Source organism: Pirellulaceae bacterium, assembly GCA_029243025.1.
In the GTDB taxonomy this organism is placed as follows: domain Bacteria; phylum Planctomycetota; class Planctomycetia; order Pirellulales; family Pirellulaceae.
The window spans coordinates 85,258-107,912 of record JAQWSU010000015.1; the positions used below are offsets into that span (position 1 = coordinate 85,258).

The window sequence follows — 22,655 nt, forward strand, 5'->3', positions numbered from 1 at the left end:
CATGAATTGCCAATCGCATCTCCATCGGAATCGGGATCCCAGGCAGGTGAGTCGTCGCTGGTTCTTGCAGCAATGTCAGGTGGGGCTTGGTGCCATGGCATTGAGCCAGCTCGGTGGGAATCTTTCCAGGGCCGATAGCACGGCTTCCCTGAATCCCATGGCTCCCAAACAGCCGCATTTTCCCGGCAAGGTGAAAAGGGTTATCTATCTATTTATGGCGGGTGCTCCTAGTCAATTGGAGTTATTTGATCATAAACCGACGTTAGCAAAACATGATGGGCAAAAACCACCTGCGGAATTGATCAAAGATTATCGGGCAGCATTTATCGAGCCAGATGCGGCGCTGTTGGGGCCTAAATTTAAGTTTGCGAAACATGGACAGTCGGGTGCTGAAATGTCAGAGTTATTGCCGCACCTGGCGGAGGTGGCCGATGATATTTCGATTGTCCGCTCAATGAAAACTGACGCTTTCAATCATGCGCCTGGCCAAATCTTGATGAGTACCGGGTCCCAACAATATGGACGTCCAAGTTTGGGTGCCTGGACCACCTACGGTTTGGGAAGTGAATCAGAGAATCTTCCGGCCTTTGTTGTCTTTAGTACCGGGTCGAAGGGGCCCAGCGGGGGTGCTTCCAACTGGGGTTCCGGTTTTCTACCATCGATCCATCAGGGCGTCTTGTTTCGTAGCGTGGGAGACCCTGTTTTGTATCTATCGAATCCCGGCGGAATCGACGAAAAGATCCAACAACGATCGCTGGAAGCAATTCGTCATCTTAATCAAGAACATTTGGATCTCGTGGGTGATCCAGAAATTGCCACTCGTATTAATTCGTACGAGCTGGCCACTCGGATGCAGTTGGCTGCCCCCGAATTGATGGATCTGACGCAAGAATCAAAAGAAACGCTCGAGATGTATGGCGCGGAGCCCGGCAAAAGTTCTTTTGCAAATTCCTGCCTGTTGGCACGTCGAATGGTCGAACGCGGCGTGAGGTTTGTTGAGGTGTTGCATGAAGCCTGGGATCAACACGGTAACTTGGTCAATGGGCTGAAGAAGAACTGTCGAGATACGGAGAAAGCCTGCGCGGCCTTAGTCAAAGATCTGAAACAGTCAGGGCTGCTCGAAGATACATTGGTGATTTGGGGGGGGGAGTTTGGCCGCACACCGATGGTGCAAGGCGGAGGTAACGATGGTCGCGATCATCATCCAAATTCGTTCACCATGTGGCTTGCGGGCGCCGGTGTGAAGCCGGGGATGACGCTTGGTACCACCGATGAACTCGGCTTTAATGCCGTCGAAGACGTAGTACACGTGCATGACTTGCACGCAACTCTCTTACATTTATTGGGTTTTGATCACACGAAGCTGACCTACCGATTTCAGGGCCGTGACTTTCGATTGACTGATGTTCACGGCAAGGTCGTTCGCAAATTACTGGTGTAAGGGATGGTCGACTGTTGAATGCGTTGAGAGCCTTTTAACGCTTTCGTTGGTACCAGCTGATGGTGGAGCCGGCGCAGCCAAGTAAGATCCAGATAACGATGGCGGTAGGCTCGGGAACGGTTCGAGGATCCGTTGCGATGGTTGGGACAAACGTGAAACCTCCCGTGAAATCCACCGAGTTGCCTAGCATGTCGATGTCCTCGAGAATGGTTGCTTGCGTTGCGAAAATAACGCCACTGTCGGAATGGATGGTCCCTGCAAGTGGGTCGAGTGCTGTCCATTTAAGAATGCTGCTCGGTGACTCGCGTTGCGCAAGGAAGAAATTGCCATCCAGATCAAAATCAATCCCCGCTTCTGGATCGTAGTCGGATTCAGGATTGTCGCCGCCCACCAATTCTTCGATGAGCGTCTCTGCCAAAAAGATGGATAAAGAACCCGAAGGTGTCACGCGGAAGATGTCCTCGGTTTCCTCGTCAACCAAGATGATGTCACCGTTCGGGGCCGTGGTGATGAAGCGTTCCAAATCCGCTTCCCCAGTTGGGAAATCAGCCTAGCTAACGAGTTCGGTAATGACCGGTGTTTGCCCGCTGATGTCAACCTTGATCAGCGAGTCATCACCGAAATCATTCACGACGTACAGTCTTGTCTCGTCGGGAGATAACGCGATCCCACCGCTTAACTTGATTTCCTCCACGGCAAGCGAATTGGTGAAATCGGTCTGTGACACGAGTACGCTCACCGATCCAGTGACGCGGTCAACTGCCAAGATGGAGCCGGATTCCTTCTCGGTCACGTACAGCATGTTGCCACTGCCAGCTGCCAATTTTTCTGGTTTGGCCTTGTAAAGGTTCGGATCATCGTTTTGTGTCAGTGCCAGGATATCTGACTCTTTGACGAGTTGCACAAGTCCAGTCTTCTCGTTGAGGCGAAAGAGTCCGTCGGAAACATTCTCCGTAAAGTAGAAATTTCCATAGTTGTCAAACACGATATCATTATCGGTAAACCGAACGCCCATTCCTTCCGGGAATTCGTCGTTCGCAGCAGTTCGGGCCGCGTCAATCTCGGCTGCCGTAATTGCTACGGCCGCCTCTCCCGCGGGTGTGATTGTCAGTATTCGCCCATCCTCGTTGCCGGTGGCATTATCCATTACCCACATGTTGCCTGTCAGGATCGAGGCGCAGATCTCCATCGGTATGAGACCGAACCCAACAAATAATAAAAAGGTGATGATTCGTGATGGCATGAGAATTCTCTGTTTTTTTCGACCATCCATGAAGTGCGTAGGTGAGAATGAAGTATAAACATGAATTCGGTCTTAGATAGGATGAAATCTGCCAAGATCACGTCATTTTTGACCGTCTTACGAGTTGCTGTCGGTTTTTTCTCGAAGGCTGTTCTTCGGAAGTGATGGCCGGATCGTTTTTGAGTTTTAGAGAATTAACATCTACCGGCAGGGATGAGCTGGGAATTCCTGGCTTTCTCGTTCGCCCCTCGGCGGCAGTCTCCGCGAAGAGGTAGCTGCGTGGATTCCAATGCGCGACGCCCTGGTATCGTTCCCGACCGAGCCACCAATGTGGATAGCCGTTTGCCGCTCGGATCAAATCGTCGTTTCAGTCTTCTAAATTTTAGAATTTGACCAACATTCAAACTCCTGTTCTCGTGCCTCACGGAGGTCCGGTGATTTCCTTTGCCTTTTCGATAGGCTTGTCGTCGGTTGAACGGTGGGATTTTCTGGATTCTTGGATCGCGCAGGTGTTGTTGGAGCTGGATCAATTCCTTTCGATACGATAGGGAGATTTTTCCAATGCAAAACGGTTCCGAGAAACCGAAACGATACGAAACGAGTTCATGAGCATCGGACACATGGGTATGGATCGTGGAAGATCGCGTTATTCAATGTGCCCATTGCCAAGGTCACAAAGCAAATCGGATTAGCAACCATGCCGACCGACGATGCTAATCGCGAAGATTGGGTTGGGTGGATGCGGGATTTGTCACTGGTTCCTGATGCGGAATATTGCCCCGTTTCTGATCCCTGGTCATTGCCTCGTTTACGGGGTTTTGATCGTTCTATCCAAGGGGCCAAGGCGGATGCCTTCAGTTCGATTCCGTGGCGGAGGTATCGCGAAGGTCAAACCAGGATATTTTCCTGAGATTCTTCTTTATTCTGAGCGGGAAATAGATATTTTGTAGGTTGTGCCTGGGCGGTGCTCGTGCCGAATGGACGAACTCTTACCAATGCGCGATGAAATGCGGAAAGCCTAAACTACGAATTTGTCACCGATTTTATTGAGGGCATGCCATGCGACGATCCTATCTAATGCTACGGCTGATGACGATCGCTGCGACCATCGCATTCGCGAAGGACGCCGCTGCGGGAACCTATCACGAAGCTGTGTCGGCAGACGAACCAGTCGCTTATTGGCGGTTGGGCGAAACCGACGGTGACATCTCGGAGAATACGGGATTACTTGGTCAGGAAGACATCGCGCATGGTCTTTACACGGCTGAGGTGGAACTGGGGCAGTCCAGTCTGGTCTCGGGTGAGTCTGATTCGTCAACACTATTTCGTCCCGGTGGGAGAATGATTACCGAGCCATTCGAAAAATTCGATGACGTTCTCGGGGTTGGTGGCGCGGGTTCGACTGTCGAGTTTTGGACATCCTTCGCGAGCTTGCCCACTGGATTTGTCAATCTTGTTGGGGATGGCGATGGTGGGCTCGACTTCAACATGATGGTCTACGCGGGGCCCGGAGGATTCATACGCCCGCATATCCAGACCGATGAAGGTTTTGCGTCACTGGATAGTGTTCGGCAGATCCAAGCGGGGGAAATCGTGCATGTGGTCTCGACGTGGGATATCGACTCGGGTGACTTTCTTTTGTATCTCGACGGTGAAGAGGCCGAGGTAACACAATCGGCTGGGATGAATCCGATATTTGGCGAGTTGATTAATCGAGATAACCAGGTTTACATTGGCCAAGACAATCGCGAACAAAGTCCGACGGCGTGGCTCGACGAAGTGGCGTTATACAATTACGCGCTGGAGCCAGCACGTATCCAGGCTCATTACGATGCCGGCAAAGGAGCCGATCCACCGCAGTTGCCAGAGATTCCAAAGGGGCCGGGAAGCGTGAACGTCAGTCTGAGTACCGACGTATTGGGACGAGGTAGTTTTGCGAATAATCATTCAACGCCCGATGGGATGGTTGAGATTATTCGACAAGTTCCGAATTCAGTGGGCGCGAGTGTTGTTGCCTATACAGCGGACGGAAACGGGCCAACGATTGATGTGGAGGATTTTATTGTGGATGGCGGCACGGCCGGCGCATTCGGTTCGAATCAATACGGTCGCGGTGGGAATATTTGGGTCAAGGGAGACGGGGAGGCCGATGTGGCCCACGAAGGTCTCGGCGGGCATGCGAACTGGGTAATTACCTATGATCTCGATGACGTCCGCTCCGAAATCATGGGTGATGCATCGGGACCGTTGCGCCTGACGGGAAGCTATGGTTCCTGGGGCAGCATCGGTGACGTAACGGAAGCGGCTGGTATCACACAGGGACTCGTCTACGTCGACGGACAACGTGTCGACGACCTTCGTGAGACCACGCATAATCTACCGGCTGCCGGCGGTGAGGAGAGCCAGTCACAGGCGTTTGATATTTCGCTGCCTACGGATGCACGCTACCTGACACTTGGCATCTTGAGTGGACCGGGCAGTACGTTCTGGGATGACGGCCTATTTCGCAATGTTCGCCTGCGAGTTGCGGATCCTGTACTTGATCGTCAAGACGGTTTAGTTTCGTATTGGAACTTTGACGAGGCTTCGGTGGGAACGGATGTGGCTCAAGATCAGCCAGGCGGAAACCTGGGCGCATTCGAGGCGACGGCTGAGCGTACCGACGGACTCGTTGGCGAAGGTGCGGCCTTGTTCAATAATACCGCTGGTGACGCAGTCAACGTGGGATCGGGTGACGACAATAATCTGTCGTTCGAGAGAGGGATTACCATCGAAGCGCTCATTCAATCGGATTGGTTGGGTGGCGATTACGATGAGGTATTCCGAAAAGAAGATGGGGGCAATCGGCTATTGTTCTCTTTTCAAGATGACGGAAACAACGGTGGAGCGAATCCGCCCGTCGATTCAGGCCCCGTGCTCTCATTCGGATTAAACGTCGATGGGTATGGCGAACTCGATATGCCTCTTGACGGAGAAGATGGACGTCCAACGGTCGATGACATCGCTGATGGCGAAACTCATCATCTTGTGGCGAGCTTTGATAGTGAAACCGGAGAAAAGGCGATTTGGATCGATGGTGAGAAACTTTGGGCGGTTGAACTGGGAGCGGGAAGCTTAATCTCCAGTGGCGGTGGTGCCATGGCAACGATTGGGAATGTGGGTCCGAATGGGGGAGAGCCGTTTTCTGGAATCATTGACGAAGTCGCGATCTGGGAGCGTGCTTTGTCCGCAGATGAAATTTCTTTGCACTTTGCCAACGTGATGGCTGGGGGTAGCTATTTCTCCGGCGGCAATCCTTTCGATTTTGATGGTGACGGTCAATTGACGGTAGTCGACCTTGATAGGCTTCTTGAGGAGGTGAGAGCGGGCACGAATCGCGGTGCGTTTGATGTCAATAGCGACGATTTGGTGAACACGGCGGACATTGAGGCCTACGTCAACGGTCCGGAAATACTCAATTCGTATATCGGTGACGCGAATCTGGATGGTGCCTTTAACTCGACTGACTTGGTGGTTGTGTTCAGAGCCAATAAGTACGAATCGGGAGAATTCGCCAGTTGGGCTCAAGGTGACTGGACGGGGGACGGCTATTTCGACAGCGGCGATCTGGTGCTGGCCTTCGTGGGTGGTGGATATGAGATCGGATCACGTGAGGCCACGGCTATTGTCCCCGAACCGACGATGGCGACATCCTCCGTGTTGCTCGGCGCAGTTTTCATCTTGTACCGTCGCCGGCGACACTGAGTTTTCAATCGACAGTCCGGTGCAATTCCACCGGCAGAAAAAATAAAACGCTGTTCGGTTGGAGTCGCCTGGATGACTCAATAAATTTTAAGCTTCGATTTGGTAGCCCGCTCGTTGGGGGCGACTGAGCCAACTGTTGGCCTCGGCGTCGCCCACGATCGTTTCTGCCACTGGATCCCATTTTAGCTTGCGGCCAAGTCGCAAAGAAATATTGGCTAAATGACAAGTTGTCAACGCACGATGGTGCGAGAAGACATCGGAAATCGGTTGATCTCTCGATCGTACGCAGTCGAAGAAGTTCCGCATGTGGTTTCCTGGTTGCCTGGGACCGTAGATTTTTTTGATTGCGTCTTCCGGCAGCGGGTTCTCTGAGAGTTGCTCAACAGGTTTGCCGCTGACGCGACCGCGATTCACAAATAAACGCCCCTTTTCACCTTCAAATAATACCCCCACACTTTCTCCGGCAGTGCTGCGAATGATCATTTCGGCATCATTAGGGCAAGCACACTGAATCTCAAATTCGGTTGCCGTGTTGTAACCATTTTCAATCGTGGGTAACGTGCCTTTCGCGTCAATGCGGGTGGGGCTTGTGTTGTCCATGCCCATGCCCCAATGGGCGATATCTACATGATGGGCGCCCCAGTCGGTCAGCATTCCTCCGGAGTACTCGTACCACCAGCGGAATTGCCCATGGCAGCGTTCTGCAATGTAATCCACACGTGGAGCCTGGCCCAGCCACTTGTCCCAATCAAGGTGTGTCGGGGCTGGCGACGTTTGAAATGGTCCGCCACCAGGCCCTTTGTGCAGATTGACTTCGACTCTTCGGATCCGACCAATTCGACCTGCGCGGATAATTGCGATGGCGGTCAAGAAATTCAAGCCGCATTCGCTCCGTTGTTGCGTTCCGACCTGAAAGACTCTTCCCGTTTCTTTCACGACCTGGCAGATCTTCTTACCTTCGTCAATCGTGAGGGTGAGCGGTTTCTCGCAGTACACATCCTTACCTGCTCGCATGGCGTCGATCGAGATTTTTGTGTGCCAGTGATCCGGAGTGGCGATGATCACGGCCTCAATGTCCGAGCGATCGAGTAATTTTCGATAGTCGCCGTAGGATGTTCCTTTCCCTTCGGTAAGTCCCAGAGATCCGTTGGCACGGTTACTGTCGACGTCACAGACGGCTGTGAAGTCAGCAAACTCACGAGCGTGTCGCGTGATGCCACCCGCTCGTCCACCCATGCCGATGGCGCCGACGACAGGACGATCGGTTTTCGATGAAATGCCTGTTTGAGCCACACTCGGGTAGTAGGGTGTCAATGCTGCACTCGATGTTAAAACGCCTGCTTTTAAAAAACGGCGTCGCGATACGGATGCCGGTGAGGAGCTGCGTTTCATGGTTTTGTTACTCCGCTGCAAAAGGATCTCGCAAGTGAGTGCGAATTAAGGACCGAGTTCTTGTAACATCTGGATCACGGCGTTTGCCATTTGTTCTCCTGTACCGATCTCGGCGTACGAATGGAGACCCATCCAGGTTTGATAGCCGCCAAGACGATGCGCTTCGCGATCTGGTAGGTATCCGATCCAGTCGTTGGCTAACTCCGCGATGTAGGTATGCTTGAAAGGAGATCTCTGTTTAATCTCCAACCCTAATCCGGTGAAGTATTCAGCTGGGATCCCGATAATGGCGACGTCCCCGATCACGATCGTTTGGAGTGTCGTGGCACGGGTTTGGGTTTGGTGGGGTTTTAATTCTCGTCGCATTTCACGGAAAACGCGGATCGTATCGTCAGCGAGCGAGGGTAGGTATTTGCGGACATAGGAGGCTACCTTTTTGTCTTCGATTGACTCGTCGAAAATTCGCACTTTATATTCAAAACGGCGCTTTTGAGATCTAATCCGATTTACGGTCTGCGGAGTCGCAAGTTGGAGCGCGTCGAGAATCACCGTTTTCATGCGATCGACCGCCACAGCGGTTGGAACCCCCTGGATATTGTGGGTTGATCCGGAGGCACCTTCCAGAAAGCAGACGCGGGTCCCCAGTTGTTGCTCCAATTCTTGGGCTGCCAATCCGTAGAAACTGGGTGATCGAACGTTGCCGTTACGTGTGCCAATCGTGTGTGTTGAGTGATTGTAAATAATCGCTTGATATTTGCCGCTCTTGCCACGAAATGCCAAAACTGGCAATTGAGGATCGAACGGGCCGGTGGGTCGAGCTGCTTGAGATCGTGGTCCGATCCAATGGATTCTTCCATCCTCTAAGAGCAGTCGGCTGTTGGCTCCGACCGTTGTTTCTTCGCTTAGATGGAAGAGGAACTGGGAGGCGTTGGTAGACGCGGCAGTATTGGCATGTTGTACGGACTTTACGATCGCCTTACGCAGGCGATCGCAAAAAACTGTTTCGCGCTCGCACCCGTGCACACGGCTGGTGCTAGGAGCATGATGGGTGTGTGTGGCGTTGACCAGCACATGGCTTGCTGGGATGCCAGTGCTCATTTCTATTTCAGTAAGTGCGGCGTCGACGATGTCCGCGGGAGTAAATAAGACATCGCAGCTAACCAGGGCAACCTTGTTGGCATTGGGGCCTTGGATGACGACAGCGACGGCTCGAAGCTCACCCTCTTGTCCTTCTGCATAACGTGGCCCAATTCCGCCAGAAAGCACCATTGAATCATCCGCATCAATGCTGAACGCTGCTGACCCAACCTTCAGATTGTAGTTGCAGGCGGTTTCCGCCTGAACTGCCGGAGTGCGGAATGTTAGGAGGAGCAGGGCGGCCGCGGAAAAGAATACACAGCCAAGCTTTTGTGTTGGGAATGTTTGCCGCATGAGTGACGCCTTCAAATCCTGCTTGATGCGGCCACGAGGTAACCGCTGCGCACCCCCGCAAACTGCAACGAAAACATCATTTAGACAACCGAGTGCAAGCTCAATCGCCTTTTGATCGGCAAGGCGGAATCGTGGGATTCGGCTCGTCCTCGCTGATTTGAGAATCATGCTAACATGGGCCGCTTCGATTCGCGAGTTGCCAGTCCATTGGCTCCCATCGGTTTGGCACCGAAAAAATATCGACCCTGCCAATCCCTGGTGTTTCCTTGGGGGGATCGGTTAGCAGGGATGGCCTGCCATCAAGAGTTTTCGAGCTGGGGGCGAGTGAACTTACGGACATGGCCGCTTTCAATGCGGGAGACACGTTCTTATTCATGGAAACGAGCCGGTTGATTTCAGCAGGTCTTAAGAGGTGCGTGGGCTAAGCAGGGTGAACATTTGGCCCCACCCCGCCGTGCCGCTTGTCGGTGGGGGTACCCGGGAAATAAAAAGGCATATTCACCTTGATTCATCCGCTTCGGAATCGCGTTAAATGGCATCGATAGTTAGACTCAAGGCGTAGCGCTCTGAATGGTGGCGGCGGTCGAAAATCGGGAGTGAAGATGAAGATCAGGAGAAACGGTAGACGCCAACTCTTAAGGGTGGAATTTTTGGAGCCTCGCCATCTGCTTACGGGCCTGCCGATCATTTCGGAGTTTATGGCAGACAATAACAATTCTTTGCTGACAGGCAGCGATCAAGCGGCTGACTGGATCGAGATCTTCAACTCGGGTGATAGCGCAATTGATTTGGAGGGGTGGCACCTCACGGATGATGCTGATCAATTGAGTCAATGGACCTTTCCGTCAACCATTTTGGAGGCGGGGCAGCACTTGGTGGTATTTGCTTCGAGTTGCGAATATCCCGGAGTTCAATGTGCAAAGCCCCCGGAAGAGCTGCATACAAACTTTAGTTTGGATGCCGAGGGCGATTATCTTGCTCTTGTCCAGCCTGATGGGGTCACGGTGGTTAGCGCTTATGGTCCAACGAATAACGAATATGAGCGACAAGATGAGGATGTGTCGTACGGAGTTGAGTTTGGAGTTGAACGCTTTGAATTCGTGCCGCGTGGTGCGACCGTTTCGGCATTTGTTCCTCAAGATGATTCGCTTGGGAACGATTGGGTGGCTACCGATTTTGACTCGAGCGAGTGGGCCGCAGTTCAGGCTCCGATTGGTTATGGGGAATTCAGTGATGGATCGTTGAAGGAACTCATTCGACTCGACTTTAACGACGAAACACGCGGGGATGCGGAGGCTGTTGATACGGAAGTTGGATTTACGCCGTTTGCAATCTCAGACAGCGGGTCCGTTGTGAATGGCGTTCGTGTTACGATTTCGCCGATCGGGGAAGCTCGGCTTGATGATCGCGATCGTTCAGAACCGGTCGATCTGCCGCCAGAATTTACCTATGCGCAGCTTTATGACGACTTTCTTTTCGCGAATCGAACTTTCGGAAGTCCAGGTTTGCAGATTGAGCTGGATGGTCTAGCGCCCAATCAAGCCTACGATGTGAAATTTCGATCCTATGACGCAAGCAGTCCGGGCGATCGTGTGTCGACTTGGACTGAGGTGCTTGGTGATCAGGCGATTATCACTGAATACAGTTTCGACGGAACAGATCTGCCAACGGATCACGACTCTCATTCATTTTCAGCCTTATTGACGTCGTCGAGCGACGGGCGTTTGGTGATCGAAGGTGTGCGCACCGGGGGCACTTCACACGGTGTGTTTCTCAATTCGTTGGAGATAAGTAGTCCGCGGCGGGATGACTTAATCGAGACGGATGTGCGAGATGAGATGTATCAAAAATCATCGACTTTGTTTTCGCGGGTTCCATTTTTGCCCGCCACGGTCGAGGTGGATTCCCTGGATTTGGAAATGCAATTTGACGCTGGGTTTGTAGCCTACCTGAATGGAACAGAGATCCTTCGGCAGAATGCCCCGGGCAGTGTTGGGACGCCGCTTGGACACGATGCGGTCGCGATCGGCGAGTGGTCCGAGAGTGAATTACTCGAAGTGCAAACGTTTGGTTTGTCTAATTTTATTCCTTTATTGAAGCCAGGGACGCCGAATGTGTTGGCAATTCAAGGACTAAACTCTTCGGCCGATGACTTGGATTTTGTGCTGGTGCCGAGGTTAGTGGCAAGTTCGACAGGCGCAGGTTTGACGCGGTATTTCTCGCCCGCAACTCCTTGGCTTCCCAATAATCCCGGCTTCGAAGCGGTTGTCCGCGACACCTCATTCAGCCACGACCGAGGGTTTTTTGATCAGCCCTTTGACGTGGAAATCACAACCGAAACGCCAGGAGCAACGATCATCTACACGGTGGATGGTAGTGCTCCGAGCAAGACAAACGGTACGCGAGTTGAAGGGGGAGCGGGTGTGTCGACATCGGCCACAGTTCCGATTACTTCGACAACTTCTCTTCGAGCGATGGCGATTAAAGACAATCACTTGCCTACCAATATCGATACACAGACCTACGTCTTTTTGGATAGCGTATTGAAGCAAGATCCTTTCAATGATCCCAACGCGCCTACCTATCCGACGCGTTGGCAGGCGAATGCGACAGCGGATTTGGAAATGGATCCCGAAGTGGTGGCCCAATGGGATGATGACAATCCCGATAATAATGACTTTGGCATTCGAGAATCGTTGAAGTCAATACCCACGATGTCAATAGTGATGGAACATGAAGACCTCTGGGGGGCAGACGGGATCTACCGCGATGCGACCAAACGCGGGACACGCTATCGGCGAGCGGGCTCCGTTGAGTATTTTGACCCGCAGACCGGTGAGCAGTTTCAGCTTAATGCGGGTGTACAGATGCATGGCAATGCAAGCCGTGACAATGTGCGTCTTAAAAAGCATTCATTTCGATTGTTGTTCAAGAATGAATACGGGCCCGGTAACCTCCGCTTTCCCCTATTCGAGGATACTGATAACGAAGTTTTCAATACGCTAGTTTTACGAGCTCACTTTACGGATGCGTTTGCCACGAGGACAGCGGCAAATCGCTACAGTCCGATGGACTCGTTGTACATGCGCGATGTTTGGATGCGTAATACGCAAATGGCGATGGGGCATCCTTCGACGCATAACACTTACGTTCACCTTTATGTAAACGGATTGTATTGGGGCATCTATAACCCGGCAGAACGACCCGACGATGCTTTCTTGTCGCAGTACTTGGGTGGCGAGCGGGAAGATTGGGATATTGTTAAGGATTTCAATGAACTCGACAGCGGGCAGCGCACTGCTTGGACCAAAATGTTCGGTTTGGCTCGCGACTTGCGGAGTGCTGATAATCCGGAGAATCTCTATCAACGGTTGCAGGGCAAACGGTCTGATGGCTCGACAGATCCCGAGAATCCAGCTTTGCTCGATGTCGATAGCTTGATTGATTTCATGATCTTGCATCTCTATGGGGGCGTAGAAGATTGGCCTCACCACAATTGGTATGCATCAAGAAATCGAGTTGATCCGGGGGATGGGTTTCGTTTTTATGTCTGGGATCAAGAAATTGCAATCGATGGGCGTTTTCGTGATCTGACGGATGTTGGCAGAGCCGGTAATCACCGCAACACGCCAGCCGAACTCTATTATTTGCTCCGCACCAATGTGGATTCGTTCAACTTGCGTTTTGCTGATCGTGTTGCGTTGCACTTCGCAGAAGGAGGCGCACTCAGCTTAGCTGCGAATCAAGCCCGTTGGGACGAGCAAGCAGCCATGATGGAAGCTGCAATCATTGCTGAGTCCGCTCGTTGGGGCGACGCACGTGAGGGTGAAAGAATCACCGTTGACTCGGGCCGTCCCAGTATTCGGGTGCCGACGCTTACGGTCGACCATTGGCGAGCTGAGGTTGCTAACGTTCGCGACAACTACATGCCCCGACTGCATGTCGAAACCTTGGATAACTTCCGGAATGCTGGACTTGCCTCTCCGCTGACGGTCACGGACTTCAGTCCCGGCGGTGGTGTTGTAGCGAAAAACTCGTCCGTCGTGCTAACTGCAAATTTGGCCCAAGGCTTGGAGAATTTCCTGATTTCTGAGGGCGGCGCGGCAACCGCGTTTGTTCCCCGTGATGGAAGTCTCGATGCCGCCTCGCTTGGTGAATCCCCTCAATGGACAGCCCCAGATTTTGACGATGGCAATTGGATCGTCGGATCAGGTGGCGTGGGGTTCGAAAAAAGTACAGGTAATGGCAATGTGATCGGAATTGATCTGCTGAGTGAGGATCTGCCGCCTGAAAAGCGCATGGATCAGGATGGTGATGGGAGTACTGAAACTAATTCATTCTATTCGCGTTTTCCATTTGAGCTGGATCCTTCACTTGAGTTGGATGCGATTAATCAAATGGCATTGCGAATGAAATTCGATGATGGATTTGTTGCCTATTTAAATGGAACGAAAATTGTTTCGGAGAATGCGCCCGATGAGTTGGCTTGGGATTCTCGCGCGACACGTTCAAGCGAGGCAAATCGAGTTGTTGAGTACAGGCTGTTCAACGCAAAATCCATTTTGCGGCGGGACGGTTTGAACGTTTTGGCGATTCAGGGCATGAATCGTTCGGCTTCGAGTAGCGATTTGATCGTTTCGCCGGAATTGGTTGCGTTTGTGCGGGAGGAAGGGCGAACGAACGATGTTTACTTTACCACCGACGGCTCCGACCCTCGTGCCGCGGGTGGGGCAATTCATCAGGCGGCAAAATTGTTCTCGGATAATCTGGCGATCGGTGAGACGACAACGGTAACGGCACGGGGTTTTGCTGACGGTGTGTGGGGGCCGGTTAAATCAGTTACTTATGTGGTCAACCCGGCAGGGCCCGAAAATCTTGCGCTCACTGAGGTGAATTACAATCCGCTTCCCCCAACTCTTGCTGAGGCATCTGTGATGCCAGCGATCGGTGCAGACGATTTTGAATTTGTTGAAATCCACAACACCAATGAAAATGAGCGTGTGGGGATTGCGGGTTTAGCGCTCTCGGATGGAGTCTCATTTGATTTTCCCGATGTCTCACTTGCGCCGAATGAATTTGGTGTTGTCGTGCGGAACGCCGAGGCGTTTCGGATCCGTTACGGGGAAGGAGCCAACATCTTGGGGCAGTGGAGTGGTGGCTTGGCGAACAGCGGCGAACGAATCGCGCTGACCAATATCGCGGGTCAGGAGTATTTGGCAATCAATTATGAAGATAGCGATCCATGGCCCGAAGCGCCGGATGGTAATGGTGCTTCGCTCGAGTTGATTTCAAAAAATCAGAGTTTGAGCGAAGCCAGGAAGTATTACCATTGGCGTTCAAGCGCCGATGTCGGTGGTTCGCCGGGTAGAAGGGGTTCGCTCGCTCCTCCTGTAACGATTCATGAAGTTCTCACAAGACCTGATGGAAATCGTGGGCAGGTGGGTGACTCAATTGAATTGCGCAATGGGTCGCCGACAAATCTCGATATTGGCGGCTGGTATCTGAGTGATTCAAGCGATGATTTCTTTAAATTTATGATCCCGGTTGGCACGGTGTTGCCGGCAAACGGATATGTGGTATTCAGCGAAGCCGACTTCAATCCCTCACCTGCTGAACCGAACTCAAACCACTTTGGTCTTAGTAGTCGCAACGGAGACGATGTCTGGTTAGTGGTGGGTGACAAGGAGAGTGGTGTAACGTCCTTTGTGGACGAAATTCATTTTCGTGCTGCTCGGCTGGGTGAAACGTTTGGGCGCGTTGTCAACACGGCTGGGCAGCCACGTATGGCACCTATGTCTCAAACTACACTCGGTAGCGAAAACGCGGAACCGACGGTCGGCAGTGTCGTTATTTCAGAAATTAATTACCATTCGGGGAATCCTTCTCAGCAGGCAGTTAGTCTTTATCCTGAAATTGAGTTGCAGGATTTGGAGTACGTCGAGCTGCTGAATAGGACTAACGTTGCGATTAACCTTGGCGACTGGGAATTACGTGGCGGCGTTGATATCGATTTGAACGACCAAATTCTGGCGGCTGGTGAATCGATGCTTGTGCTTTCATTTAATCCCAACAGTGCGGGCAACGTTGACCGTTTGGCGGCCTTCCGGGCACATTATGAAATAGGCGTAGAAACAATCTTAGCGGGTGGGTTTTCCGGGCAACTTGGCAACGGTGATGATCGGGTTGTATTGCTCAGCTATGATGCCACCATTGATGCGCATGTGATGGAGGACGAAGTTCTTTACGATGACCTCGCCCCATGGCCCGTCAATGCCGACGGTCGGGGAGATTCACTGACCCGTGTTGTACTATCTGGCTATGGCAACGAGCCGACGAATTGGCTTGCAGCGGCACCGTCTCCGGGGCGCATGTCCACGGTAAACGCAGACTTTAACAACGACGGACTCATGAATTCTGTTGATATCGATCTTCTTTGTGTCGCGGTGGGTACTGACGCGCCGCAATTTGATCTCAATGGAGACCAATTGATTGATACTGCGGATATGTCCTTTTTACTTGATCGCGTGCTTCGAGTACCGATTGGTGATGCTAACCTAGACGGCGTCTTTGACTCCTCCGATTTGGTGACCATTTTTGTTGCTGGCGAATTTGAAGACGGAGTCATCGGGAACTCCGGTTGGGCATCCGGTGACTGGAATTGCGACCGTGAGTTTGATTCCTCGGATCTCGTGGCCGCTTTCCAAGCGGGCAGCTATCTCCCAGGTGCAGTTGCAAAAACGATTCCTTCCCAGGTGATCGCAACTAATTTGACGTTCCATTGGATTGACGAGATGGCAGGCCCACGAACAGACGAAGCCAATGGTGGTTTGGAACGATTCCTGCTCGCAACACCAGAACCTCGAGAGGTGGGTTTGATCGACGGTCACTTTAGGACGTTGATCGCTGCCGATAGCCTTTCTCGTGGAGCCCTGTCTCGCGAATCGGACAGGCAGTGGTTTGGACGGGTTAACGGTGCGGAGCTCGACAAACTTTTTGCGTCCTCAGAGCTTGAAAAAATATTCCTCGAGCCGTGAATGTGTGCCTGGCGTGAACCCGATTATTGAGTGAGTGCTTGTTGCCAGGTCAAAGGTTTTGTTCAAATCAGCTCTTGCTGGAGTTGGCGTCGGTGTTATTCTGAGGGCGGCATTTTTTTTGTTGCTAAATCAATTGTTGAGGCGACCCGTGTTTTGCTCGCGAACTCTAACGACTGCGTTCTTTCTGACCCTTTTCGTTCCGTTGGCCTCGCACGGTGCAGACATCTTGTGGTGGACTGGTGAACTCGAGGAGGAGAAGGACGTCAGTAATTTTGGGACCGTTGTGGAAGCTTTTGCCTTCACTGGGGAACGAGATAATAACGCGCTCGATGGGACCTATCCGCTTGAGGATCCCTTTGACGTTAATGGTACGAGCTTTACGCCATTAAATCTTACGTTTGGGGATGAACCGGAATTTCTGGGCGGCTGGACTATGACAATGGTGAATTTGGTCACACCGATGCAGAGGAAGGGCTGGATGCCTTGCTCAGCGGTCTTGCTTTTGAGAGTGGGGTCAACCCTCAGTTCTTGGAGCTAGACAATCTGACCGTTGGTCAGGGCTATCAGGTGGAGTTCTATTACTATCATCGGACGATGGATCGGTCGGTAGAGCTTGATGACGGAGGCGGGAACGCGATCATGGTTCCAAATCGCTCTTATGGATCAGGCTATTTTGTTGCCGATAGTTCTTCTCAAGAAATCATCGCATCCGCGAATACGGGTTCGCAGTTTCTCAATGGGTATCAGTTACGAGAGGTGGCAGAGCAGCCCCCAATTCCTGATGGTCCGGAACCACTGGAACCTTCCGTGCCTGCATTGATCGGATATTGGAACTTTGATGGCAATACACAGGATCAATCTGGCAAAGGGAACCATGGCGTGATTTCCGGTGGGGGTCGAATACGACTCGGATGTGCCAGCGATCTTAGGGGCTGGCAAATCGGTCAGCTTTGACGGTTTCGCAGATAGCCACGTTGAGATAACGCACAATGAAATGATGCCGGCCACTTCCCATTCGGATTTCACCATATCGATGTGGGTCAAAGGTGATGGCGCATCAGGGGACAATAATGACGACCGAATTTTTCGGAGGGTTTGTCGTCCAACGCCAATCCACTCTTTAATCTCGGTACGAAGAACGATGGTGCGAACGGAACGCTTGATTTTTTCTACCGGAATGGAAGCAGCACCGGGCATCAATTTTCACTGGACGAACCTTTTGACGACGAATGGCATCATGTCCTTTGGCGCGATGAAGAACGCGTGGGCACGCTTTATGTTGATGGTGAAGAAGATACGACGTTTGATTACAGTCAGCATCAAACATTTGAGGCAGACATCACTTCTATCGGCTCGGTTTTGCGAGCGTCCGATTGCTGTAACTTCACTGGTAATATTGACGACGTTTCGATCTTTAACTTTTCGCTAAGTGATGAAGATATTGCTACTCTGGCAAGCGGTGGATCCCCCTTAGATATCAGTATTCCGGGGGCGCTTGTCGGTGATTACAACGGAAATGGCCTGTTAGATGCCGGCGATTTGGATCTCAATGCAGCGGTTGGAATCGCGAGTCAGGATTTGGCCTACGAAATAGTAACGGGCTGCCTGGCCGACGATGTACGCCCCATAACCGGCAGCAGCGCCTTGAGGTAAAGCCGAGAGTACGGTACTCCCGCCGAAAGTCATGCCTTTGAAGAATGACGTGTTCATGATGAGTCGTGGGATCCGACAATCGAGTTGAGGTCGATCCCCACCCTACCGTAGCTAATTCCCCAACTCAGCAACCGTGATCAAATTCACGGGTGTTTCGACATCCTCGGTGGGTATGTTCGGATCGGCAATCAGCCTCAGCGCGGCTTCAATTCCAAAGACCGCCAACTGATCACCGTGTTGATCAGCGGTTGCTATCACCTTGCCCTCACGCATCGCAGCTTGAATTGCGCTAATGTTGTCGAAGCCAACGATCAACACTTCGCCCGTACGCCCCGCACTTTTGACAGCCGCGACCGCGCCCAGGGCCATGCTATCGTTCGCGGCCAGTATGGCTTTGACCTCGGGATGTTCACTTAACATCGAAGCGGCGATCGTATTGGCGTTGCTCATTTCCCATTCGGCCGACTGACTGTCGACGATCGCGATACCGGCTTCCTGCATCGACTGTTCAAAACCTTCTCGACGCCGAGTCGCGTTAAAGGAAGTCCGGATGCCCTCGAGAACTGCGACTGGGTCATCCGGCGCCAGTTTGGTTGCCAAGTGATCGGCGACCTTCTTGGCTCCGGCCTTGTTGTCCGGCCCTACAAACGGAATGTGAATACCTTCCTGTCTCAGCACCTCAGCATGCACCACGAGTACAAAGGCGATGCTGCGGGAGTAATATCCAGCGACGTCCCAACTGCCGGAAGCAGGTAAATCCAAACGATCGGCGGAATGAACTTGAAGAGTGGTTTTAAGGCGGACTGTTTCGAGGCCAGAAACACCAGGCCAATAAAACCAGCAAAAAATACCAACAGGTGGGAGGGGTCTTTAATCAGGGCGCTGGAATCGCTGGTCACCGCTAACAGCATTGTTGGTTTCCTGTGATGGTTACGGCTCCCACTGGTCGAGCGGGCGCGGCAAGGAACAAGTGATCGGTCCCCGGGGGAAGGAAGTTGTTTCTAAGTTAGTATCGCAACGGCGATCAGGCCAGCCCAACAAGGACTGCGTGGCCCCATTAACGGGTCTCCCGAGGAATTGGTCTCGAGTTCCAGCGCACATCCCCCACGTGCGTTTGCAGAACGGGCAAACTCAAAGAACAGCGAGCCATTCCGCCTGCAACGCTAAGTTGCCGGGCTGGGTGTAGCTCGTGGTGTCCAGGAACTGCCCGTCACGAAGATTCCGTCAAATACTGATTTGTCCACAGACGCGGGGACCGTGCCTTCTTCAGCCCAGACATAGACGGTTGCCCTCAAGATAGCATAGAGGGCCGATCGGAACGCACCGTTGATATAAAGCACCATGAGAATCACACCGAACGCACCGGCCGAGATGGCGTGTCCACCCTGGGTAAGGCTTCGCCAGTCCAGAAACCCCAAAGCAAAGAGTAGCAACAGGAGGATCATGTTGATGACCGCAAGCGGACCGCCGATATAGAAACCCCGACGAATCGAACGCAAGTTGCTCGGTTCGCTTCCGGTGGCTTTTTTGATTGAGTCAACAACCGTTTGCTTTGATTTTGTGATCGCGCCGAAAGGACCGCACCCGGTTGCCATGATGGCTGTGATCGAGAAAAAAGTTAGGATCGACCAGGCCATTCCCAATAACCCAGCAACAATTAATCCTATGATCCTGTGTTGCTCGATCGTCTCGAGGATTGCACCGACGATTAAAGTGATGAGCCACCAGAGTAAGAGTTGTGGCATTCGGATGGCTGCCATCAGGTAGCCATATCCGAGCCACCGATTTTCGCTGCGTACAGTGGCGAGCGCTTGGGCTGTGATTGCACCAACGCTTACCACACCGATGAACATGTTAATTACGAGAAAGAGTAAAAACCAGCCCAAGTGCATGTGCCCAACAATGTTCGAGATGTCCTGCGCACCCTCATTGTCGGATTGCTGATTCGTTGCGGCGGACTGACTTTCAGAAGATGTTTCATTCTGGGTCACCGTTTGTTCGATTGCCACGTTGGCCACTCCGGTAAACGAGTCGGCTACCTCCATGGCGGAGATGTCAAATATGAGCGGCCACATAATCGCTAGGAGGACGAACATGGCAACGATCCGAAGAATGGGATAAGAGATGAGTTTCATATCGGACTTGAGGATATCCCAAGCGAACGAAATAGACTTCCGACGATTAAGAGCCATGAGATTTCCTTTTTTGAAAAGACTGCGAACAACCGTGGCGAGGAATTGCGCCTGGTGATAATCCACCCACGGGAGGCTAACAGTTTCGAACACTTTTACAATGGGATTTGCAGGAAAAGCTGGCAGAAACGGTAACCTTCCAGGAGGGCTCCGGAAGTCAAGAAAGCCTGCTTCAGTCCACAGCTCTGGCAATCGCGGCAAAGTCGACAGGCTCAAAATCCAAAGCATAATTGGGCATCTCCCAAGGCTTTCTTGGCGAAATTTAATCGCTTCTAGAGCCTGGTCATTCTTGATCACCAGCGGCACCACGAAGCCCAGCGGTGAAACGGGGCGATATGTCTCTCCTTAAGGCTGTTGCGTCGGACTCAACCACGATTTCTCAGCGGGACTAGGGCAGCAAGGGTTGTGAACAGGGCAGGTTGTCCCCTCCGGTTCTTAAGTTCGGTTCTAAAGGCAAAGTCAGGGTATGTCCTGGAAATGGGTCTCGAAGATTTCGCGACAAGTCTGTGATTCCGCTTCGCTCAAGCCAAGGTAGGGTGGCAACAGGCGGATGGAGAAGCCCGGGTCGCGAAGCCAGAGGTATATTTTATCGTAACTGCCGTCGATCATCGTTCGCGGGCAGTGCGCAAACAGCCTGGTGCTGACCCGGTGGAACAGTTCTGCGATCCGAAACAGTTCGGTCAGATCGCGCCGTTGTCCGGCCTCGAAGAACTGCCACGTAGTACGGGGAAACAACGCGTCGTAACTGCACAACAGCGAGCATTCGCCAATTGTACAGCCGAGCGAAAATTTCTCTCCAAGAGAAAATGTTGCAACTGGGGTGCGTTGATCAACAGGTCAGCTGTGCGGGCGTAGTCGGTAGAACTGTTTTTGGTTGCTACCAGATTGGGAACCGCCTCGGCAATCGTAGCGTATTCTGCACCCCGCAGAATTCGCCCGGCACGAGGTAGGTTGTAGTGCAGAAACTGCGAGTCGGGGAAGGCGCCGCAGACGGTCTGGAAAAACAATAATGCCTCGCCCTCATCGAGCGCGCCCCAGGAAGGCAGAGAGATTTGGAACATCCGAATTCCCAAATCGTGTGCGACACCAAGGCGGTGCAGAGTTTGTTCCATGGAGAGCCCGATCACACCTACCTGGGCCGACGAGCATCACGTTGTATATTCTGGCTTTGGCAACGCCGACGTCCATCACATGATTCATGGATTGCGATCTGCTCCGTGGGGTGAACTGTATTTCCTTCAGTCGCTTTACACCCGATGGGGGCACCCTCCGCGAGGTTGAGGGGATCCACTTCGCGATCTGGCCTCGTACCGGCGGACGGGCACCCGATGAGCTCAATGATACCGAGGTGCAGGTGCTCGGTAGGCTACTCGCCCGGATCCACAACGTTGGGGACACGCGACGTGCTGAGCACCGGTTACAGCTCGATGCCCAGCAGTCCGGGTTCCTGCATCTCGACCAGCTCGAGTCGCTGGGATTTCCCCCACCCGAGTGCCGGCGCCGGTATCGCCAGGCCGTGGAACAGGTGGCGCGCCTCTACACCGAACGCAGTGCGGGCGTCCCGGTACATCGGATTCACGGAGACTGCCACGCCGGAAACCTGTTGAGGGGAGACGAGGGCTGGTTCTTCCTCGACTTCGATGATTTTGTCACGGGCCCGGCAGTTCAGGATGTCTGGATGCTGCTGCCCGGACGAGATGCACATGCGGTCCGCCAGCGTTCCCTGATGATCGAGGCCCAATCGTTAGAAGCTACGGATCAAATTGTGTGGGCTGAAGACATGATAAAAAATGGGCTGTCAAATCTGATCCGCAATGCAGGCGAGAATTTCTTGTGCCTCCATTTGAGCACTCGAGTACCTGCCCAAAAATCGTGTTTCGCTTTCGTCGCCAAAATAGAACTCGTTTGACGTGAATGATAGTTGGTTTGAGACCGAGAGGCGTGGTTCGGAGACCAAGACTAATAAATTCGCGTTATTCCAGCCTTGGGCGTTTCTCAAACATTGCAGTAAATGATCAACGGATAGGCGGTTGCGAAATGTTCGCACGTAGCGAACCGCTTTGGTTACCTTCGGTGATCTAGTCGATAGTTCGCCAAGCTCTTGGAGATCGTCTGCCCGTAAGGATAGTAATTGACTTGTGCCCACCACCCGGCTCAAGTCGACCAGCGATCCGATTTCGGCTTGGTCATCAAGTCGAATAACGGTGATGCCAATCATTCGAGTTCGCGCAACGGTGTACATACCCCAGCCACTCAGTTTCGTCGCGCTTAAGCCGTAACCGTGGGCCCAGATCGTGTGAAACAACGGCCAAATGAATAAGACAAACGCGAAGCCGAGTGCGATCTTTTGTCTCAGATTATCTTGTTGTGGCGGCATCTTGAAAAGCTGATTGTTCGAGGTTCCAAATTCGAATGTCGAGATAATGAATCCAATTGCGCCACATCGTATTGATCGCAATCAGGACAGAATAATTACGCACCGCATGATTGGGGTAAAATAATAGCAGGCACCCAAGCATCGTGAA

At 52.5% G+C, this 22,655-nt stretch carries 14 protein-coding genes; 5 read left to right on the top strand and 9 right to left on the bottom strand.

Features of this window, described 5'->3' with window-relative positions:
* The first annotated feature begins 1 nt into the window (after position 1).
* A complete protein-coding gene (locus P8N76_06380) occupies positions 2 to 1,441 on the top strand; it encodes a DUF1501 domain-containing protein (GenBank protein MDG2381283.1) in 1,440 nt (479 codons plus the stop codon).
* 34 nt (positions 1,442 to 1,475) lie between these two features.
* On the opposite strand, the gene P8N76_06385 is transcribed toward P8N76_06380, so the two are convergent.
* Positions 1,476 to 1,964, bottom strand: a complete 489-nt coding sequence (locus P8N76_06385; protein MDG2381284.1) for a hypothetical protein — start codon at positions 1,962 to 1,964, stop codon at positions 1,476 to 1,478.
* Positions 1,965 to 1,991: 27 nt separating this feature from the next.
* Entirely contained in the window at positions 1,992 to 2,684 is a 693-nt protein-coding gene (locus tag P8N76_06390; protein ID MDG2381285.1) for a hypothetical protein, read from the bottom strand.
* A gap of 1,059 nt (positions 2,685 to 3,743) precedes the next feature.
* Between P8N76_06390 and P8N76_06395 the strand changes: the two genes are divergently transcribed.
* A complete protein-coding gene (locus P8N76_06395) occupies positions 3,744 to 6,428 on the top strand; it encodes a hypothetical protein (GenBank protein ID MDG2381286.1) in 2,685 nt (894 codons plus the stop codon).
* 87 nt (positions 6,429 to 6,515) lie between these two features.
* Here the strand turns inward: P8N76_06395 and P8N76_06400 are convergent, their stop codons facing one another.
* Positions 6,516 to 7,820, bottom strand: a complete 1,305-nt coding sequence (locus P8N76_06400; GenBank protein MDG2381287.1) for a Gfo/Idh/MocA family oxidoreductase — start codon at positions 7,818 to 7,820, stop codon at positions 6,516 to 6,518.
* A 45-nt stretch (positions 7,821 to 7,865) separates the two neighbouring features.
* Positions 7,866 to 9,251: a hypothetical protein gene (locus P8N76_06405; GenBank protein MDG2381288.1), complete on the bottom strand. Its 1,386-nt coding sequence runs from the start codon at positions 9,249 to 9,251 to the stop codon at positions 7,866 to 7,868.
* Positions 9,252 to 9,853: 602 nt separating this feature from the next.
* Between P8N76_06405 and P8N76_06410 the strand changes: the two genes are divergently transcribed.
* The 3 genes from P8N76_06410 (at position 9,854) to P8N76_06420 (ending at position 17,938) form a co-directional block, all read left to right on the top strand.
* The gene (locus P8N76_06410; GenBank protein ID MDG2381289.1) at positions 9,854 to 16,285 is read left to right on the top strand and encodes a lamin tail domain-containing protein; all 6,432 of its coding nucleotides are present in this window, start codon (positions 9,854 to 9,856) and stop codon (positions 16,283 to 16,285) included.
* Between the two features lie 483 nt (positions 16,286 to 16,768).
* Positions 16,769 to 17,239 (top strand): hypothetical protein, encoded by a 471-nt coding sequence (locus P8N76_06415; protein MDG2381290.1) that lies wholly within the window; start codon positions 16,769 to 16,771, stop codon positions 17,237 to 17,239.
* A gap of 141 nt (positions 17,240 to 17,380) precedes the next feature.
* Complete coding sequence (locus tag P8N76_06420; protein MDG2381291.1) at positions 17,381 to 17,938, top strand: LamG domain-containing protein; 558 nt, start codon at positions 17,381 to 17,383, stop codon at positions 17,936 to 17,938.
* A 111-nt stretch (positions 17,939 to 18,049) separates the two neighbouring features.
* On the opposite strand, the gene P8N76_06425 is transcribed toward P8N76_06420, so the two are convergent.
* From P8N76_06425 to P8N76_06445, 5 genes are all read right to left on the bottom strand, one after another.
* Positions 18,050 to 18,700: a substrate-binding domain-containing protein gene (locus tag P8N76_06425; GenBank protein MDG2381292.1), complete on the bottom strand. Its 651-nt coding sequence runs from the start codon at positions 18,698 to 18,700 to the stop codon at positions 18,050 to 18,052.
* Positions 18,701 to 19,101: 401 nt separating this feature from the next.
* Entirely contained in the window at positions 19,102 to 20,130 is a 1,029-nt protein-coding gene (locus P8N76_06430; protein ID MDG2381293.1) for a DUF6159 family protein, read from the bottom strand.
* A gap of 680 nt (positions 20,131 to 20,810) precedes the next feature.
* A complete protein-coding gene (locus tag P8N76_06435; GenBank protein MDG2381294.1) occupies positions 20,811 to 21,191 on the bottom strand; it encodes a hypothetical protein in 381 nt (126 codons plus the stop codon).
* Between the two features lie 356 nt (positions 21,192 to 21,547).
* The gene (locus P8N76_06440; GenBank protein ID MDG2381295.1) at positions 21,548 to 21,871 is read right to left on the bottom strand and encodes a hypothetical protein; all 324 of its coding nucleotides are present in this window, start codon (positions 21,869 to 21,871) and stop codon (positions 21,548 to 21,550) included.
* Between the two features lie 57 nt (positions 21,872 to 21,928).
* The gene (locus P8N76_06445) at positions 21,929 to 22,507 is read right to left on the bottom strand and encodes a hypothetical protein (protein MDG2381296.1); all 579 of its coding nucleotides are present in this window, start codon (positions 22,505 to 22,507) and stop codon (positions 21,929 to 21,931) included.
* Between the last annotated feature and the right edge of the window lie 148 nt (positions 22,508 to 22,655).

Excerpts from the sequence above, each read along its gene's own strand:
- P8N76_06380 (MDG2381283.1), top strand. The coding sequence starts at position 2 with ATGAATTGCCAATCGCATCTCCATCGGAATCGGGATCCCAGGCAGGTG.
- P8N76_06390 (MDG2381285.1), bottom strand. The coding sequence starts at position 2,684 with ATGCCATCACGAATCATCACCTTTTTATTATTTGTTGGGTTCGGTCTC.
- P8N76_06395 (MDG2381286.1), top strand. The coding sequence starts at position 3,744 with ATGCGACGATCCTATCTAATGCTACGGCTGATGACGATCGCTGCGACC.
- P8N76_06400 (MDG2381287.1), bottom strand. The coding sequence starts at position 7,820 with ATGAAACGCAGCTCCTCACCGGCATCCGTATCGCGACGCCGTTTTTTA.
- P8N76_06405 (MDG2381288.1), bottom strand. The coding sequence starts at position 9,251 with ATGCGGCAAACATTCCCAACACAAAAGCTTGGCTGTGTATTCTTTTCC.
- P8N76_06410 (MDG2381289.1), top strand. The coding sequence starts at position 9,854 with ATGAAGATCAGGAGAAACGGTAGACGCCAACTCTTAAGGGTGGAATTT.
- P8N76_06430 (MDG2381293.1), bottom strand. The coding sequence starts at position 20,130 with ATGGCTCTTAATCGTCGGAAGTCTATTTCGTTCGCTTGGGATATCCTC.
- P8N76_06435 (MDG2381294.1), bottom strand. The coding sequence starts at position 21,191 with ATGTTCCAAATCTCTCTGCCTTCCTGGGGCGCGCTCGATGAGGGCGAG.
- P8N76_06445 (MDG2381296.1), bottom strand. The coding sequence starts at position 22,507 with ATGCCGCCACAACAAGATAATCTGAGACAAAAGATCGCACTCGGCTTC.